Genomic DNA, 18,401 nt, shown 5'->3' with positions numbered 1-18,401 from the left:
TGCTTTCTAGGTGTGATGCCTTAACTCATATTCGATGAGAAATGACCAAGCACCAGAAACAGAAAAGCGATAGCCGAGGCTATCGCTTTTTTCATGGGGGCTTATCAGGATCTTTATATCGAGATTAGTATCGTTTTAAGATCTCGATGATCGCTTGCTCAGTTTCCGCTGCGATGATGGCATCAATGTCATCATCATTTTGGAACAACTCTGATAGCGCCATAATCGTATGGATGTGGCTATCTGAGTCCATCGCAGCCAGAGTAATCGAAAGGTAAACGTCACCGTTGTCTTCTGACTCTAAATCAACACCCTTCTTGAATACCGTTACTTGCAGTGATGCTTCGTTTACACCATCTTCAGGGCGAGCATGAGGCATCGCAATCTTAGGTGCTAGAACATAGTACGCGCCAATATCCTTATGCTTTTGCTTGATAGCTTCAACATAGCTTGCTTCAATTTTGTTGCTTGCTAGCAGTGTTGAACAAGTCACATCAATTGCTGCATCAACCGTTAGGTTTTCTTCAGAGTTGATGATAACGCCTTGGTTACCAATTAAATCGAATAAGCTCATGAAACAATCCACCCTAGGATAAGACCAACAACACCGAAGTCGAAGTCAGCAAACGTTGTCGCTTCAAGACCAAGGCCACCCAGTACAGGAAGCAGTAGCATTGGTAGGAAAGAGATACACAGACCTTGCGTGAATGAACCTAGAATTGCACCACGTAGACCGCCTGTCGCATTACCGTAAACGCCTGCTGCACCACCTACGAAGAAGTGTGGAACGACGCCAGCTACAATGATTGTCCAGCCAAGTGCACCTTGAACTGCCATTGCTAGTAGACCAGCAGCGAAAGAACAAAGGAAACCGATAAGTACCGCGTTTGGTGCTACAGGGAATACCATAGGGCAGTCTAGAGCAGGTTTTGCGCCCGGTACGAGTTTGTCAGAGATACCTTTGAATGCAGGAACGATTTCAGCTATCAGCATCTTCACACCTTGCAGCACGATGTAAACACCACCGGCAAACACAAGAGACTGCATGAAGGTGAATACTACCCAGTTTTGACCGCCTGATACTGTTTCAACAAAGTCACCGCCAGCAACAATTGAAGCAAACATAAAGAAAATGGCCATTGTTGTTGCTACAGCAACGGGCGTATCACGCAGGAACATTAGGCTCTTAGGTACGTTGATGTCTTCTGTTGATTTTGAAGTGTCACCAAACTTGCTACCAATGTAACCCGATACTAAGTACGAGAATGTTGAGAAGTGACCCATCGCCAGCTGATCAGTACCCATCACTTTCTCTGTGTATTTCTGAGCAAGTGCAGGCATGATAACCATCAGTGAACCCACAATGATCGAGCCTATTGCTACTAGAGCAGTGCCTTCAATGTTAGCTGTAGACAGGATTACCGCTACCAGCATAGACATGAACATTGTGTGGTGACCCGTTAAGAAAATATATTTTAAAGGAGTAATACGAGCCAATAAAATATTCACAACGAATGCGAAGAACATAATTAGAGCCATTTCATAACCGAATGCTTCTTGTGCTAATGCAACAATTGCTTCGTTATTTGGAATAACACCACTTACGCCGAATGCTTCAGTAAATACAACTGAGAAGTTATTTAGTGCACCAACAAGAGCGCCAGCACCAAAACCTAAAATTAGGAAACCCATTACGGTTTTAATTGTGCCTTTTAGAATGGTAGAAACATCTGCTTTTTGTGCAACTAGGCCAATAAAAGCAATTAAACCTACCATGATCGCCGGCTCTTTTAATAAGCCGAGCATGAACTCGAAAAAGTTTTGCATAATTTTGACCTTACATGAAAGTTTTTAGTTGTTCTTCAATTGATGCTTTGTCAAAAATATTTTTAAGGCTGATGATGTTCTCTTTACCAGCGTCTTTTAGTTGGTTTGCAACGTCTGTTGCTGCAACCCAAATATCCGCATTGCTTGATGCTGCAGATGATAGATCTTCGTGATCAACTTCTGCTTCGAAACCGATTTTTTTAGCGACTTCTTTTACTGCCATTTCCATCATTAGAGAAGTACCAAGGCCGTTACCGCAAACTACAAGAATCTTTTTCATAATATTTGTCTCAATTGGATTTTAGGGGTTGAGAAACTTCGTTCTCTTATTGTGTGAGAGCATAGTAATGGAAATATTCAGATTTCAATAAGATCTCCATCACAAAGCTAAAATGAGATTGTGACGGAGATCTCTTTAATTTGTGGTAAAGATCCAGAGTGAGACTTTGATCAAATTTAACTTTTCACTCGAATATGCAACGTATTTTATTGAGAAAGGCGGGCTTAATTAGTTTTTGTATCAGAATATAAATCTATAGAGGCTTTATTGTAGAAAACAGAGAATTAATCGTATCGACCGTAGTCAGTAAGCATTTTCTTAAGCATGCTATTAACGTCTTTGGTCTTTTTATTTCTTTTAGTCAGTTCGCTAAGAGAGGTTGGTTTTGGGGAGGCAATATTTTCACTGTCGACTTCTTCTGTTTTATCTTTCATTTTCTGTACGGCAGGCAATAACATTCTAATTTCTTCGTTATTGGCATTGGTCAGTACCACAATATTTTCAGATTCAACTTGAGTAATGGTTAGTATCCCGTGTTTAACCGATTCAACCTTTTCACCAATCATAATTGATTCAGGCGCGACAGAACGATCGGTGAGTTGACCTGTACGTAATTTCGCCGCACTGATAGCGCGGATATTTCCAGTATTTTCAAACGCGACAATAACAGTATAGGTATTATAATATTCAACTACTGTCACATAGCCGTGTCTATTTGTTTTGAATCTAGCTCCATTGTTCATGTCGTGCGGAGCTTCCATTTTCTTCACGTGTTTCCTCTCTTAGTCTCGATGGCTGTTATATCTAATCAGCTCTATTGGTATTTTATAGATAATTATTTGGTGAGGTCATACAAAGTATATACGCATCTAAACTTAAGATGAATCTTGAAGTCTCGGGAAATGAGGCAGAGCACAGAAAAGTAGTAAGAATCACACAGAATTAACCGAGTGATTACGCTCACACACTTAAAGACTTAACATTACAAATTCAACTCCCTACAGATTGTTTACAGTTTTGAAGCTCGAAAACGACGACAAACAATACATTTTGCTTAATCCTTGATCGCGCGATCGTTTGCGTCAAAAAATGTGATGAAAGTCTCACTTATCTGTTTATACTTCTTTTCCGGTTTTAAGCCGGTGCTTAGCCAATACAAGCCGTCACATGGATATGTGAATGACCCCACGGACCGGACCAGCTACGTTCCACTGCTTGTATAAGGTGATTTTTTACATGAACAACTCGTTGTTACATTCGCTAACCCTGTTAGCTCCTTCATCGCGTAGCGTTTTGCTTGCGGTTCTTTGTCCTGTTCCTTTGATGTCATTTGCTTGGCTCATGTTCACTCTTTAAGGATTACTAGGACACATTATGAATATTCTATTTGGTTTTGTCGGTGTTCTTGCACTGATTGCTTGCGCGTACCTGTTATCTGAAAGTCGTTCTTCAATTAACTGGAAAACGGTCTCTCGTGCACTATTACTTCAAATCGGTTTTGCAGCCTTAGTATTGTATTTCCCTTGGGGACAACTGGCGTTAACAAGCCTAAGCAATGGCGTTTCGAGTTTGCTTGGTTTTGCAGACGTTGGTATCGCTTTCCTATTTGGTGATCTGGCTACTGAAGGTTTCATTTTCGCGATTCGCGTACTTCCAATCATTATCTTCTTCAGTGCTTTGATCTCTGCGCTCTATTATTTAGGCGTTATGCAGAAAGTGATTCAAATCTTGGGCGGAGCGGTGCAAAAACTGCTGGGTACAAGTAAAGCTGAATCTCTGGTTGCTACAGGTAATATCTTCCTTTCTCAGGGTGAGTCTCCTCTTCTTATTCGTCCCTTTTTAAAATCTATGACTCGTTCGGAACTGTTTGCTGTAATGGCAGGTGGTATGGCGTCGGTAGCGGGTAGTGTACTTGGTGGTTATGCTGGCCTTGGTGTTGAGCTTAAATACCTTATCGCTGCAAGCTTTATGGCGGCTCCGGGCAGTCTGTTAATGGCGAAGATCATTGTTCCTGAGCGCAGCACACCAAGTGATTACGACCATATCGAACTAGATAAAGCTGACCAAAGCAACGTGATTGATGCATTGGCAAGCGGCGCGATGAACGGTATGAAGGTTGCGGTAGCGGTTGGTACTATGTTGGTTGCATTCGTGAGTGTGATTGCGATGGTCAACACTGGCCTAGAAAGCCTAGGTGAAACGTTCGGTTTTGCGGGTATTACGCTACAAGCTATCTTTGGTTACCTGTTCTCGCCTCTTGCATGGCTGATCGGTATCCCAAGTGACGAAGTATTGATGGCGGGTTCTTACATCGGTCAGAAGATCGTTATGAACGAGTTTGTTGCTTTCATCGACTTCGTTGAGAACAAAGCTCTGTTATCTGAACACAGCCAAGTGATCGTGACTTTTGCTCTATGTGGCTTTGCTAACATTGGTTCTATCGCGATTCAGTTAGGTTCAATCGGTGTTATGGCACCAGAGCGCCGTGCTGAAGTTGCAAACTTAGGTTTGAAAGCTGTAGCTGCTGGTACGCTAGCAAACCTAATGAGTGCATGCTTAGCGGGTATTTTCATCCTGCTTTAAGCTATATTCAGTTAAAGCGGACACTTTACTTACGGAGTTAACGTAAGGAGGGTGTCCGCTTTTTTGTGCCTGTTAATCAGGCGAAATCAGGTTTTGGCCGTCGACTGTGATTTGTCTATCGTGAGTAAAAGCTCACTCGGAAGAGTAATAGAGCCAGTTCCTTTTATCCGATATACTTGAATATCATCAGGTTGCGATTAATAACATTCGGCTTCGATTAAGAACATTCGATTTCGATTGAGAATATTCGGTTCCGACTAAGCATATCCGCTTTCGATTAGGAACAATGGCAACCAAGCTAAATTAATCAAGGGTCTCTCCATGAACATTCGCGTTCTCATCGGTCTTATTGTTACCTTCATTGGCTTGTTTGCGATGGTTTACCTAATTGCTGGCGGCGCTCAGTTTCCTATCTACCAGTGGCCAAAAGAGGCTTATCTCGGTTTGGTGTTCAGCGTGGTGTGGGGGGCTGGTGTCACAGCGTCTGTAGCGTATTTCTTCTCGGCATTGGTGTTTGTTACTGTCGCCGTGGTTTGCTATGCGATCGGTTATAAAATCGGTGGGCTCTTTTCTTCAAGTTCTAAAGCTTAATCTTATCAAGGTGTGCTGATGTTCATTGAAGTAGGGCTGATTTGAATGCACTGGCTCGATCGTTGGAAGGTGTATCGCTATCATCGGAAACAAACTAACCGCTCGAATGGCGACAAGGCTAAAGCTTTAGGTTGGACTAGCGAAGAGAGTCAATTGTGTCGCTTTGAAGTAATCGCTCGTGCGGCGGACTTCGAAAAGAAGAGTGTTTTAGATTTGGGTTGCGGCTATGGCGAGCTGTTTGAACTGCTCGACAGCATCTATCGTATTCAATCTTATACCGGCGTTGACCAACACGCAGGCTTTCTTAAGAAGGCGAAGCAAAACTACACAGAAGATCGTTGTCAGTTTTTGGCGGGTGATATGAGCAAAATGAACCTTGAGGCGCACGACATTGTCATCGCTAGTGGTTCACTGAACTACATCTCTCGTGATTCTGATTATCTGACAAATATGATTACTCGCATGTATGAACTGGCGAATCAGACGGTGATTTTTAATCTTCTCAACTCAAGCCAGTATCCTTCGCGTAATACCTTGATGAGTTATCACCCTCAAGGTGTCTATCGTTTCTGTAAAACGCTCTGCGATGATGTCTCTTTAACGGAGGGCTACGCAGAAGGGGATTTTACGATAGTGATGAACAAAGCCGTGTCAGGAGCTTGATGTCGTCTTTGTTTTTATCTTTACGCAGGTTTTGATATTAACAACTTTTGATACGAGTACTGACGTAGTAAACAGCAAAAAGCCGCAGCCTTGAAAGGTATGCGGCTTTTTGGGTTCTATGACCAACCTAGGCTAGGTATGCTGCTAGTTCTTCGGTGGTTGGTTTTTAATAAGTCCGTAAGGGATGTTAGTAAATACCTTAGGGTTGCCTTCATAGGTCGGCGCTTCATTCACTTGCTGCCAATCGAGTAGCATGATTGCTAGCACATTGCGGTGTTCACCGTACTCAAGATCAAAATCACCAGTGATAGAAGGGATCATGCCTTGTTTCTCATCGATAGAAGCTTGAATCGCGAGTCGAGTTTTCTCTAGAACTGGGTCATCTTCTAAACCTGCCAGTAAGAAGGTCAATCCAACCTCAGCAATCACATCTTCTTTCGCACGCAACAGAATCGTATCGATGTTTTCTCTGAAGTAATCGTAGATCCATTGATGATCTTGCTCGCTCACTTGATGCTGATAGTACTCGGAATCGCCAAAGATGACGTGTGTCATGCCGTAGAGTTTGTTGCCAAATTGCTGACTTGAAAGCTTCTTATCTTCATCGTCTGGGTACGCTTTTTTGAAGGTTTCGACAAACTCATCAACGACATCTTGTTCACCCAGTTGGCGCAGCCAGTAGACTTGATTGGCGAGTTGAGCCGCCCACGCTTTCACCATATCTTCGTTGGTCACGTATCGTGAAAAGTCATAGCGACGAATGATCTCACGCAGCTTAGCATCGTTCTTGTGCTCTAAACCGTATTCATTAGCACGAGCCATAGAGCCTAGGAGGTCAACACCAAGGTAGAGATATTCTGGCATGTGCTTGGTGATGTTGTAACGTCGAACACTGCGCTCATCATTATCGCCAACATAAGAAGCAACGCGCTTCTCTGAGTAGAGTACGATTTGTTCCATGGTATGAACGTCATTCGACAGGGTGCTGAGCTTACTTGCCACTCGTGCCATGTCACTCCACACCGCAGCAGAATACTTATCGTCTAATGTTTGGCGATACATGCGCAGCCCGTAATGACCTTCTTTGAATGCAGGCAGAGTGTAAAGCTGGCTTTCGTAGGTGGTACGAATGAGGTCTGCAGATTGTTTGAAAGATTGTTCATGAGAGTTGAGAGAATCTGCTTGGGTTTGAATACTCGGTACATTTGTCGCCAGAGCGTTCTCTTGTGCGTGAACAGCGACCGTAACTGAGGCCGATAGTAATGTGCACAGTGTAATCGTTTTTAGCTTCATGTCGTGAGGTACCAAGCTGATTAATAGTCTATGTAAAATAACATCGATGAATCCTTTAATGTAAGGTTTGAGTCAATACAATGTAAGCTTTATAAGGTTCACTAACCCTTTTTGATTAAACCATTCGTTTGGTAAAGAATTTTGAAGTGATGGATCACTCAATATTTGATAGATAGTCGACGTTAGTATGGATTTTTAATGACTTAGCGGCATACTGGAGCAATAAGCCAGAAATGAGCCGTTATAAGGCAGTATATAGAACAATAGTGTTAGAGGTTCGTAAATGCCAAGTGGTTCTAGCAAGCAGTGGTCTGCCAGAGTAGTAGCTTTTCTTTTTTTCCTTGCGATAGTAAGCGCAATTGAGTTCTTTCATGCCAAGCAATTAACTTTTCTTAAAAACGAATCGTATTCAGAGGCCAAAAAGCAACTATCCATTATTCGTTCTCGGATTGAAGCCGCGATCGTGTCAGATATGTATATCCTCAATAACTTCTCGACCTTAGTGACCATCAACCCCGATGGTGAGGTGAAAAATTGGGACAAGATTGCTGAGAATATCATTCAAGATGGCTTCCATATTCGACTTATCGGACTCGCCAAAGACGACATTCTAAATTTTGTTTACCCGCTGGAAGGTAATGAGCAGATTCTCGGTATTAATTATCGTGATCACCCAAATCAATGGGAGTCTGTTGAGATAGCCCGTAATCTTGGCAACACCTTTATTGCTGGTCCCTTTGAGCTTTTTCAAGGTGGACAAGCCCTCATTACGCGTACTCCGATCTTCCGAGACCCGCCTTTCAATCAAGATTATTGGGGTGTCTCCAGCGCTGTTATCGGCTTAGATGAGCTGTTTGAAGATGTTGGAATCGGCAAGATAGAGAACAAGTATGAATTAGCAATTCGTGGTGAAAACAGTTCAGGTAAAGATGGCGCTGTCTTTTATGGCACTCAGGATGTGTTCGATAATGCGTTTGCCACTGAACAGGTGAGTTTCCCATACGGTGGTTGGTACCTTGCTCTTTCTGGCAACGAACACGTATTAATGGGTGAGCCTTGGTATCGCATCCAAGCGGTAAGGCTGGTGGGCTACTCCATAATATTAGTGCTGGCGTTTGCCTTCTTTACTATTTATCGCCTGTACCGGATTGCAGATAGCCGCTCTATGCATGATGAGCTAACGATGTTACCGAATCGTCGATACTTCATGTATAGCCTCAAGCAGGCCTTCAAAACCACTCAAAAACAGAGAGCGAGAACCTTTGCCGTTGTAAATATCGACCTCGATGGGTTTAAAGCAATCAACGACACTTATGGTCACGCGGCAGGCGATCAGGTATTGATCGAGTGTGCTAACCGCATAAGAAGTGAGCTGCGTGTTTCAGATATCGTTGCAAGGATAGGCGGTGATGAGTTCTTGGTCTTGTTGCCACGCATCATCGATGATCAACACGTATCTTCAATCGTGACTAAACTACGAAAGGCGATATGCTCGGCGCCAGTTGTGTACGAAGCGCACTCTATTTATCTCAGAATCAGTGTGGGTTGGGTTATTCACAATAGTAACTACAATGATGTCGATGCGCTCTTGAAAGCCGCTGATGAAAAAATGTACGAACAGAAGCGACAAGTTATCTAGGTTGAATTTTAGCTGCGATTAGAATTTAGTTGCTGAATGGGGGGAAAAGCCTCAGAATACCGCGCTTTGCTCCGTATCAATGTATTTGATGAGCAAAAGCTGAAGCAACGCACTTTTTAACGTGTTGCTCATACTAAATGTTATTCAACTGAGAAAATAATCTATGAGTTTTACCTCCCTTGGCCTTTCTGAACCGATCCTTAAAGCTATTGAAGCACAAGGTTACGATAAGCCATCACCAATACAAGAGAAAGCCGTGCCAGCTGTCCTAACGGGCAAAGATGTTATGGCCGCTGCTCAAACAGGTACAGGTAAAACTGCAGGCTTCACGCTACCTATTCTTGAAATGTTATCGAAAGGTACTCGCGTACGTCAGAACCAAGTTCGTGCGCTCGTGCTAACGCCAACTCGTGAGCTTGCTGCGCAAGTGAATGGCAGCGTAGTGAAGTACGGTATTAACTTACCGCTGACTTCGACGGTCGTGTTTGGTGGTGTGAAGATTAACCCTCAGATGCAAAAACTGCGTAAAGGTAGTGACGTGTTGGTGGCAACACCTGGTCGTCTACTTGACCTATACAACCAAAATGCAGTGCGTTTTGACCAACTAGAAATCCTAGTGCTAGATGAAGCGGACCGCATGCTAGACATGGGTTTCATCCGCGATATTCGTAAGATCTTAGCTTTCTTGCCTAAGAAGCGTCAGAACCTACTGTTCTCAGCGACGTTCTCTGATGATATCCGCAGCTTAGCGAAAGGCTTGGTGAACAATCCTGTTGAGATTTCAGTAAGCCCTGCAAACTCAACGGCAAAAACGGTTGAGCAAAGCATCTACCCAGTAGACAAAAAGAAAAAGAGCGCAATACTAGCGAAGCTAATCAAAGATAACGATTGGCGACAAGTGTTGGTGTTCAGCAAGACGAAACACGGTGCGAACAAGCTTGCTCGCTTCCTTGAAGAGCAAGACATCACTGCTGCACCTATCCATGGTAACAAGAGCCAAGGTGCACGTACTAAAGCCTTAGAGAACTTCAAAACAGGTAAGGTACGAGTACTTGTTGCAACTGATATCGCCGCTCGTGGTATCGATATCCCGCAACTGCCTCAAGTAGTTAACTTCGATCTTCCTCATGTATCAGAAGACTATGTACACCGTATCGGTCGTACTGGCCGTGCAGGTGAAGTAGGTAAAGCGATTTCATTGGTTTGTGCTGATGAAGTGGGTGAGCTGTTCGGTATTGAACGCCTGATTCAACAAGTGCTAGAGCGTCGTGAACTGGAAGGTTTCTCTCCAGTAAATAAGTTACCTGAGTCTCGGTTGGAGTCACGTCCAATCAAGCCTAAGAAACCGAAGAAAGCAAAACAGCCACGTGAACATGCTGATGGTCAACGCTCTGGTGATAACGCTCGCGGGCACAAGCCAGCAGGTAAGAACAAGCGTCATGTAGCTGGTAATGGTTCGGCTCCAAAGCGTAAGCCGACATCTGGTAAGAAACCTGCTGAAAACAACTCAGCTGCGACAACTGAAGATAAATCAGTAAGAAACAACGGCAGCAACTTTAAACGCGGTAGTGCGGGCAATAAACCTGCTGCAAATAACGCAGGTGCTCAGAACACTCTGAGCAAACCAAGCGGTGCGGGTAAATCTAACGGTACTGGTAAGCCAAACAACGCGGGTAAACCTGCAGGCAAACCTAAGAAGTCTGGTTACGGCGGTAGCTACGGCCCAAGCAAGTCGTCAAATAAGCCGACAAGCAACAAACCTTCGACAAACAAACCGTCTCGAAGCCGTTCTAAGCCAGCTCCTCAGAAGTAATCTTTTCTGAGATATTGAAAGAGCAATGAACAGGAGTCGCTTTATAAAAAGGCGTCTGGTGGGTTAAGTTCTTTCTGTCATAGAAATCGAATAAGCGCGAATATTGAATCTCAATGTTCGCGTTTTTTTATGGGCGCTGTTTGGGGTATTGTTGATGTTGAGTAACCGTATAGCTTGAGTAAGCTAGGGGAGGTTTATTGCTGTTTAAAGTGATTGAATCTAAGGGAAATATGACATTTTTGGGAAGGGTAATGAATCTTTAATTATTCATTAATAATAACATAATCACTAGCGTTTTTGTTGGATTTTGCAATTTGCAATTCCAGTTTGCAAAACAAACAAGGATATCCGGCCAATACGTGTCCAGATGCGTAGTAAATACGTGTTTTAAAAGTTGGCACGCATGCTGCATTAGTAATGGTGACCCTTCTTAAGCCGAGGGTCACCTAGCCAACTGACGTTGTTAGTGAACCTTTTTTGTTCACACAAAATATATGACCAATCACCCTTATTGTGATTGGTCTTTTTTTGCCTGAAATTTAGGTTCTATTTTTTGTTATTACTTTTTTACTCACCACACTTAGAGTAACAGCTTGGTTGGCGTGGGCATTCTCCACCTCTGGAGCAGATAAGCCTCGCCTCTGTCTCAATCCCACGTTCAATCCAATTTATATTTAGAATCTTGGCTATTGTCGTGAGATCTTTTTTGATGTTACGCGGAATTGCCACAGAGCCACCATTGTTAACGCATGACGCTTTAAGCTGCTCTGCTATGTCTCTTGAATTACCGCCTTGAGCATCAATCGCAGGGTTGAGATCTATACCAGCACACAACACACGATTGTTACCCGCAGGATCCGTCATATTGATGGATTCACAGCAGTAGATTCTTGGCTCATCACCCACGTTCAAAATGGATATTTGAGCCGAGCTTCCCGCTCGAGGTTCTGATAATCGACGGAACACAGCCCAATGTTGACATGGGTCAGCGACCGTTCTCATATTTCCCCAAGGTAGCGGAATCCCGTTCCCGCGATATACCGCCTTGAGTTTCCCCGGCCCATAAGCATCAAAGTAGTGCCAGTGAGGGTAGGGCGATACTACAGTCATTCGACGCATCGCAACAGAGGGGGAAACCCCTGCTCTTTTGTGAACGTCGATTTCGTAACCAGTGCGGTCAAGTAGCTGCCTAAACGGGACTTTCGGGCACAGAAGTGCGCCAGCAAAGAAGCTGGATTCAAAGTCTCGCCATGCTTGAAGAATATCTTGGGAGTTGAGCTGTGAAGAGCCTGATACCTGGTTGTCGTCCCACGTGTTGTTGTTACCGACCGACAACACACTCTTTAGGCCTTCTTTGCTGTGCAGAATGCAATGACCGATATAAACCGAAAGGTCGTATTTCAGACGAGTTGGATACTCTTTAAGAATCTCGTTTAAGAAGATAGTACCGGGAGGCTCAAAGAAGGAGGTCACTAACTGCTTAGCGTTAATTCCGAGCTCATCGACGACGTCTTGCGGCGTGCGCGTCACCCAGCGGATGTTGATTCCTAGGCTTCTAGCGATGTCTATCAGGTCTTCTACGCTGAGGTTAAGACGTTTTAAGCCTACTTCTTCCGCAGCGCGCTCAAGGTCAGGGAAGTGGTTCTGGTTGCTCTCTTGGTGTGCTCGAATCAAGAGGTGCGCAAACTGGCGGCCTGAAATGCCCGTTTGTGACAGCATCTCAGGAATCGCAATTTGCAGGATGTCGTTTGAGAATAGGAAGCTCGGCTCGAGCGCCATGCCACTTATCCCACCACGATTCCCCTTATCAGGAGCAATGGCTTGTTGTTCAGATTCGTCGTCGAGGAACCACGTCGGATTCTTCTGAAAGACCTGTGCAATCACTTCCAGCATATCGATGCTCGGAACCCGCTTTCCACGTTCAATCATTGAAAGGTAAGAAACGGAAGGAGCACATTCTGGGTCGATTCTAATACAACGCGCAGACAGGTCTTCCATCGTTAAATGGTTACGTTTTCTTAGGTTACGTATTTTCGTACCTAGGAAATGTGACTGACGAACTAAACTTTTTGACAAGGCCATATTTGTAAAATTCACATTGTAAAATTTTTGTTGTGAAATTGTATGTAAAAAAGCGCTAATCTACAAACTAAGCAATTCACAAAATGACAAATAAATTAAACGTTAGTTTGGAATAATTGCTCTAGGACACATTTTTGCTGTAGAAATCGGTGGTTATCACCGGACTGGTCAAGAGGGAAAGACTATGAATATGCTTACATTCGATAAAACAGAAATCCAAAAACAATCAAAGCCATTTATCGCTGAAGCTGTCTTTGCCGTGGAGACAATCAATGCTAATCAGCAAACTGAAAAGCAAGTGAAAGCAAAGCAGCTGCTTGATCGACTATTCCCACTAGAGAATGGCTCACATCAAGACGTAACCAGCTACGTAGTCGATTACCGCCATATTATGGCTTACTTTAAAGACGGTCAGCACAGCGGTCTGAAGCACCCTAAGCAGTTTGTAGCGTACATGGGTGAGAAGAACGACCCAGACTCTATCTTGTTTCGAGATGGCAGTGGCAGCCACCTAGAGGTGATGTTTGGTTGCCACAAAGGGACAGGTTGTATTGAGCTAGTAGAAATTGATGATATTCAGTTGGAATCATGCACCACGTTTGGCCAATCACCAATGGAAGCAACAACCACAATGCGTGAAGAGACCATTGCAGCGATGCGCCACTGGATCAGTTTGATTCAAGGTGACGCAAAGGGTAAACCAAAGGCATGCAGTGAAGATAAAGAGTTCAGAGCAAAGAGTGGTGAAGACTATTGCTTGAATTATTGCTTCCAGATCTAACGGTGAATCCTAGTTAGCTAAAGTAATTTATACAACTAAAGAAAAAGCCCCGAAGATAATGAACTTTGGGGCTTTCTAGTCTCAATACGAGCCGACTAATATGTCGATAAGAGCATTGTTGGTGTGTTTTACAAAGGCATGACTCGGTTACGGCCAAGTGATTTCGCTTCATAAAGTAGCTTATCAGCACGTTCAATCAGCGATTGAGCTGATTCGCCGGGTTCAAGTTCAGCGACACCAAACGATGCAGTGATACTGCCGACTTGTTGACCACTGCGGCGATCTTTAATCGACAGCTTTTCTAGAGAGCGACGATTGGTATCAGCGAGTTGACGAGCAATACGCAAAGACTTGTTAGGCACAATCAGCGCGAACTCTTCACCACCAAATCGATAGGCAGAAATACCTTCACGGCAACTTAACTTCAGCTTGCGAGCGATCGCTTTAAGCACCATATCGCCAAACAAGTGGCCATAGGTGTCGTTGAAATTTTTAAAGTGGTCGATATCGAGAAGAATCAGACACAAAGATTGTTGTGCTTCACACAGGGTTTCTATGTCACGGTCGAAAGAGCGACGGTTATAGAGTGTGGTTGTACTATCGAAAAGCGCATCTTTCTGAACTTCTACTAACTGGGTTTTTAGCTTGGTGATCTCTGAGGTTGCAGAGTTTAGTTGAGAGTTTAAAAACTGAGTAGAGTGACGAATATGACGGGATTCAGACACCAGCTGTCGAACTAAGGACATGACTTCATCAATAGATAGGCTTTCATTATCAACACGAGCCAAGTCCTCGAAGCTTTTATCGATCATGTCAGAAAAAGCGGAGGTGTCGGTCAGGGTGTCATTCATTGAATTGGAAACTTCAGAAACTAACAGTTCCAAATTAGCGCGAAGGTCATTGATATTGGTTTCGGATTTGCTGGCAACATAATTGTTGTATAGCTGCTCACCAACGGCAGGAGGACAAATACCGTAGTGTTCTAAAACACCATCCATGTCTTGAGTTAGCTGGGGAATAGCGTTATCGACATAGGTGTACCAAAGTGCGTAATTTGCAGGTGTCGTTGACACCCTGTTCTTCATCATAAGAGGCACCGCTTTTTTTAGATTTGCGGTGGATTTCTGAAATTCGTCTTTGTTCATTATTTTTACTGCAGATACCAAAACAACTAAGCCACTTGCGAACAAGGTTAGCGGATTTCGAAGGTCTTTGCTTTAAAAATTATATAATTAGTGGATGAGGATTGGATAAATAACTCATTTTTATCATGAATATCGATTGCGTATTCATAAGTGCAATCTAATGGATTGTTCTTTAACCATATTTGGGCTTATCAAACTTTCGGCGTAGCGTGAGTTAGTATCAAAAGATTGCTGAGAAATGAGTGTTGTTGTCTCTGGAAGTGCATACAAAAAGTGAAGTTATTTGGGCGTCGAGCTTTAACTGAGAGTGGTTAGATTGGGAGGCTTGGCTGGTGATTTGTATTTGTTCAGAGTTAACGGGTGAAGCTTGCATCAAGAGGGGAAATGTTTATGAGCAGGCATAAAAAAGCGCCGATAAAAATCAGCGCTTTAAAATTCTTTTTAGCTATAAGAGCTAATTATTGAGCAACAACGTTTGCTGCTTGTAGGCCTTTTTGACCGTTTTCAACTTCGAAAGAAACCTTTTGGCCTTCTTTCAGAGTTTTGAAGCCTTCAGAAACGATTGCACGGAAGTGTACGAATACGTCAGCGCCGCCGTTGTCTTGAGAAATGAAGCCGAAACCTTTCTCTTCGTTAAACCATTTTACAGTGCCAGTATTTGTGTTAGACATAATTTGTCCCTTATTCATAAATTTTCTAAGTTGTTGATTGCATTTAATGCAATGCGCTGATAATTGAATTATTTAATATTGCTAAGAAATAAGGAAAAACTACTTACAAAAACGGGTAACGATTTTACATGTCAATTTTTTACTATTCATCTAACTTAAATAACTCCGGCTAACAGAGCGAGAGCATGTTAACACAGTCTTTTGAGATGTACACGCATTGCTTAAGAAATTTGTGCTTTTTTTGTCATACCGTGCGAATGTACAAGATTTACACTGATTTAGTGATAGTTTTGTCGCTTCGTCCAACACAACAAAAGGAAGCATCTCAGCTTCCTTTTGATCATTAGTATAGACGATATTAACGCTTAAAGTTGATATCTTCAGTTTGATCTAAATTTATTTTTGTTTTCGCTGGTTGAGTCTCTGCAATCACCTTACCGTGTCGTATTGAGTACTGCACTGGTACTTGGCGGCGCACTGCATCAAAGCCATTGTCAGCAGGAAGAATCAGTAAGCTACCTGGCTTACCTTCTTCGATGCCGAAGTTGTCTTGTATGTTCAATGTGCGAGCAGAGTTCTTGCTGATCAAATCAAGTGAGTTGTTGATTTGATCGTAGCCCATAACCTGTGTCACATGCAGTCCCATGTGCAGAACTTGAAGCATGTTCGCTGTGCCCAGTGGGTACCATGGGTCAAACACATCATCGTGGCCAAAACAAACGTTGATGTTTGCTGCTAGCATCTCTTTAACGCGCGTTACACCGCGGCGTTTCGGGTAATCGTCGAAACGGCCCTGTAAGTGAATGTTCACTAACGGGTTTGCCACGAAGTTGATACCAGACATCTTCAATAGACGGAATAGGCGAGATGCGTAAGCACCGTTGTAAGAGCCCATTGCAGTCGTGTGGCTAGCGGTTACTTTCTCGCCCATTTCAAACTTATGAGCAAGAGCTGCTAATGTTTCCACAAAGCGAGACTGTTCGTCGTCGATTTCATCACAGTGAACGTCGATCAGACAGTCGTACTTGCGTGCAAGCTCGAACACATAATGCAAAGATTCAACCCCGTATTCACGAGTGAATTCGAAGTGAGGGATAGCACCGATAACGTCAGCGCCGATCTTCACTGCTTCTTCAAGCAACTCTTTGCCGTTAGGGTATGAAAGAATACCTTCTTGAGGGAATGCAACGATCTGGATGTCGACCCACTCTTTCATCTCTTCACGAACTTCAACCATCGCTCTTAACGCAACGAGTGTTGGGTCAGACACATCAACGTGTGTACGAACGTGTTGAACACCGTTAGCTATCTGCCATTTCAGTGTTTGCTTGGCACGAGACTTTACGTCTTCGATTGATAGCAGTTCTTTGCGCTCAGCCCAACGCTCAATACCTTCAAACAAAGTGCCAGAGATGTTCCAGTTAGGCTCACCAGCAGTTTGAGTAGTATCTAGGTGGATGTGCGGTTCACAGAAAGGAGTAACTGCAATGCCACCTTCAGCATCAAGGATGTCGCCTTGATGATTGATTTGCGCGCCATTATCGAGAATGCGAGAAAATTGACCATTTTCAATCAGAATCTGTTTCAAGCCTTCTTGGTCTTGAAGTTTCGCGTTCTTGATTAATAAGGTTGTCATAGTGTGTCCTTAAGCGGCCTGAGATTTCAGAGCTTTTTTGTTCAATAGAGGATTAAGCACGAGGTAACTGATTGTACCACCTAACACTGCGTTCAAAGGAACAACGCCAGGTAGGAAGTGACCAGCGGCTACGCCTGTTGCTACCGCGATAATGCCAGCCCAGTTAACGGTTTGGAACTCTGCATTTGCAAAATCTTTGTAACGTTTACGGTTCGCGAAGAAGTCGGCGATGATTACGCCACCAATTGGTGGAATCGCCAGCGAAAGGAAGGTTAACCAACCAACGAAGTTGTTGTATAACCAAAGTGCGAAAATCGTACCGATAATGCCGTTAATGATTGACATTGTAGTACTTGAGCGACCAGTGATGTTAGATAAACCCAAACCGGATGCATAAAGTGCATTTTCATTGGTTGTCCAGATATTCAAGCCAAGCACGATGATGGCTGGAAGCAGCAGACCTTGCGCGATCATCACATCTGAAATATCAGCCTGACCGGTTGCTGCTGCTCCTGCTGCGCCGAAGATAAACATCAGCGAGTTACCGATGAAGAACGCAACCATAGTAATTAATACTGCGCTTGCTGGCTTTTTACCAAAGCGAACGAAATCGGCCGTTAACGTACCCGCACTTACGAACGAACCTACAACCATTGCAAGAGCCATTGAAAAGTCCATTGGCGTCTCTGGTTTAATAAGTTGCAATTGCTCTAGTCCACCAACACTGTCTACCGCAGTCAGTACTGAGTAACCACCCAGAATCGCAATCGCAGGCACTGCAATCGCTGAAAGCACCATTAGCGCTTGAATGCCGAAGTACACTGTACCCGTCATCAATAAGCCAGATACGATAATCAAGGTGTTGGTATCAATGCCCGTTGCTTTTTGTACTGGAATAGCAAACATCGCAACACCCACACCAAACCAACCGACTTGTGTACCACCAAGTAAAGCAGAAGGAAGCCATGAGCCTTTAGTACCGAAAGAGAAACGAGCAAGGAGGTGGGTAGAGAGGCCAGTAGTTGAGCCGATGTAGCCAAGAAAAGAAGTGTAAATACCGAGGATTAGGTTACCGATGAGAACGGCGAGGAAGAAATCGTTGAATGAAAGACCTGTCCCGAGTGAACCACCTGTCCACATACTTGCAGAGAAGAAAGTGAGTCCAAGCATTACCATGGTGAGTGAAGCGACTCCTTTCCTAGCCGATGTAGGAACCGGCCCTAGACTGTAGTTATTATCAGCAGCCATTTTTTACCTCCGCAAATGATCAAAATTAAAATTAACGGTCGCCGTATTGCAGGCAAACTTGCGCATTATGGTGATATAAATCACATAGTCAATGCTAATTTTGTCAATAATTGCCCATAAAAACCAGTTATTGCAGTAATTATCTTGTA

Annotated in this window: 16 protein-coding genes; 6 read left to right on the top strand and 10 right to left on the bottom strand. The window is 43.6% G+C overall.

Annotated elements, in window-relative coordinates; genetic code table 11:
- Positions 1-124 precede the first annotated feature (124 nt).
- From AB6E30_RS10745 to AB6E30_RS10730, 4 genes are all read right to left on the bottom strand, one after another.
- A complete protein-coding gene (locus tag AB6E30_RS10745; RefSeq protein ID WP_017070990.1) occupies positions 125-574 on the bottom strand; it encodes a PTS sugar transporter subunit IIA in 450 nt (149 codons plus the stop codon).
- Positions 571-1,827 carry a PTS ascorbate transporter subunit IIC gene (locus AB6E30_RS10740; RefSeq protein WP_048612870.1) on the bottom strand — a complete coding sequence of 419 codons (1,257 nt, stop codon included), beginning with the start codon at positions 1,825-1,827 and terminating at the stop codon, positions 571-573. The genes AB6E30_RS10745 and AB6E30_RS10740 overlap by 4 nt, the downstream gene beginning before the upstream one ends.
- Before the next feature lie 10 nt (positions 1,828-1,837).
- Entirely contained in the window at positions 1,838-2,107 is a 270-nt protein-coding gene (locus tag AB6E30_RS10735) for a PTS sugar transporter subunit IIB (protein ID WP_017064872.1), read from the bottom strand.
- Positions 2,108-2,391: 284 nt separating this feature from the next.
- Entirely contained in the window at positions 2,392-2,868 is a 477-nt protein-coding gene (locus AB6E30_RS10730) for a hypothetical protein (protein WP_029235263.1), read from the bottom strand.
- A 613-nt stretch (positions 2,869-3,481) separates the two neighbouring features.
- Between AB6E30_RS10730 and AB6E30_RS10725 the strand changes: the two genes are divergently transcribed.
- The 3 genes from AB6E30_RS10725 to AB6E30_RS10715 all read left to right on the top strand — a co-directional run bounded on the left by AB6E30_RS10725 (position 3,482) and on the right by AB6E30_RS10715 (position 5,944).
- On the top strand, positions 3,482-4,690 hold the full coding sequence (locus AB6E30_RS10725; RefSeq protein ID WP_102320600.1) for a NupC/NupG family nucleoside CNT transporter: 1,209 nt from the start codon (positions 3,482-3,484) through the stop codon (positions 4,688-4,690).
- A 321-nt stretch (positions 4,691-5,011) separates the two neighbouring features.
- Complete coding sequence (locus AB6E30_RS10720; RefSeq protein WP_371725204.1) at positions 5,012-5,281, top strand: hypothetical protein; 270 nt, start codon at positions 5,012-5,014, stop codon at positions 5,279-5,281.
- Positions 5,282-5,326: 45 nt separating this feature from the next.
- Positions 5,327-5,944, top strand: coding sequence for a class I SAM-dependent methyltransferase (locus AB6E30_RS10715; protein WP_017064868.1), 618 nt, complete (start codon positions 5,327-5,329; stop codon positions 5,942-5,944).
- A gap of 144 nt (positions 5,945-6,088) precedes the next feature.
- Here the strand turns inward: AB6E30_RS10715 and AB6E30_RS10710 are convergent, their stop codons facing one another.
- Positions 6,089-7,237, bottom strand: coding sequence for a DUF3541 domain-containing protein (locus AB6E30_RS10710; protein WP_372103346.1), 1,149 nt, complete (start codon positions 7,235-7,237; stop codon positions 6,089-6,091).
- A gap of 283 nt (positions 7,238-7,520) precedes the next feature.
- Here AB6E30_RS10710 and AB6E30_RS10705 point away from each other — a divergent pair, with 283 nt between their 5' ends.
- Entirely contained in the window at positions 7,521-8,876 is a 1,356-nt protein-coding gene (locus AB6E30_RS10705) for a diguanylate cyclase (protein ID WP_372098959.1), read from the top strand.
- A 163-nt stretch (positions 8,877-9,039) separates the two neighbouring features.
- Positions 9,040-10,689, top strand: coding sequence for a DEAD/DEAH box helicase (locus AB6E30_RS10700; RefSeq protein WP_372103547.1), 1,650 nt, complete (start codon positions 9,040-9,042; stop codon positions 10,687-10,689).
- 567 nt (positions 10,690-11,256) lie between these two features.
- Here AB6E30_RS10700 and AB6E30_RS10695 read toward each other — a convergent pair.
- On the bottom strand, positions 11,257-12,786 hold the full coding sequence (locus tag AB6E30_RS10695) for a DUF3612 domain-containing protein (protein ID WP_081090203.1): 1,530 nt from the start codon (positions 12,784-12,786) through the stop codon (positions 11,257-11,259).
- A 169-nt stretch (positions 12,787-12,955) separates the two neighbouring features.
- Between AB6E30_RS10695 and AB6E30_RS10690 the strand changes: the two genes are divergently transcribed.
- Positions 12,956-13,552: a malate synthase gene (locus AB6E30_RS10690; RefSeq protein ID WP_017060610.1), complete on the top strand. Its 597-nt coding sequence runs from the start codon at positions 12,956-12,958 to the stop codon at positions 13,550-13,552.
- Between the two features lie 128 nt (positions 13,553-13,680).
- On the opposite strand, the gene AB6E30_RS10685 is transcribed toward AB6E30_RS10690, so the two are convergent.
- The 4 genes from AB6E30_RS10685 to codB all read right to left on the bottom strand — a co-directional run bounded on the left by AB6E30_RS10685 (position 13,681) and on the right by codB (position 18,252).
- On the bottom strand, positions 13,681-14,697 hold the full coding sequence (locus AB6E30_RS10685; protein WP_017060611.1) for a GGDEF domain-containing protein: 1,017 nt from the start codon (positions 14,695-14,697) through the stop codon (positions 13,681-13,683).
- A gap of 458 nt (positions 14,698-15,155) precedes the next feature.
- Positions 15,156-15,368 (bottom strand): cold-shock protein, encoded by a 213-nt coding sequence (locus tag AB6E30_RS10680; protein WP_004740083.1) that lies wholly within the window; start codon positions 15,366-15,368, stop codon positions 15,156-15,158.
- Between the two features lie 358 nt (positions 15,369-15,726).
- Complete coding sequence (locus tag AB6E30_RS10675; protein WP_136982714.1) at positions 15,727-17,004, bottom strand: cytosine deaminase; 1,278 nt, start codon at positions 17,002-17,004, stop codon at positions 15,727-15,729.
- A gap of 9 nt (positions 17,005-17,013) precedes the next feature.
- Positions 17,014-18,252, bottom strand: a complete 1,239-nt coding sequence (gene codB, locus AB6E30_RS10670; RefSeq protein ID WP_372103544.1) for a cytosine permease — start codon at positions 18,250-18,252, stop codon at positions 17,014-17,016.
- Between the last annotated feature and the right edge of the window lie 149 nt (positions 18,253-18,401).

It is taken from the genome of Vibrio sp. 10N.247.311.12 (assembly GCF_041467515.1).
GTDB classification, from domain to species: domain Bacteria; phylum Pseudomonadota; class Gammaproteobacteria; order Enterobacterales; family Vibrionaceae; genus Vibrio; species Vibrio crassostreae_C.
The sequence above is the reverse complement of the archived record's forward strand: the minus strand, read 5'-3'. Positions and strand labels throughout refer to the sequence as shown.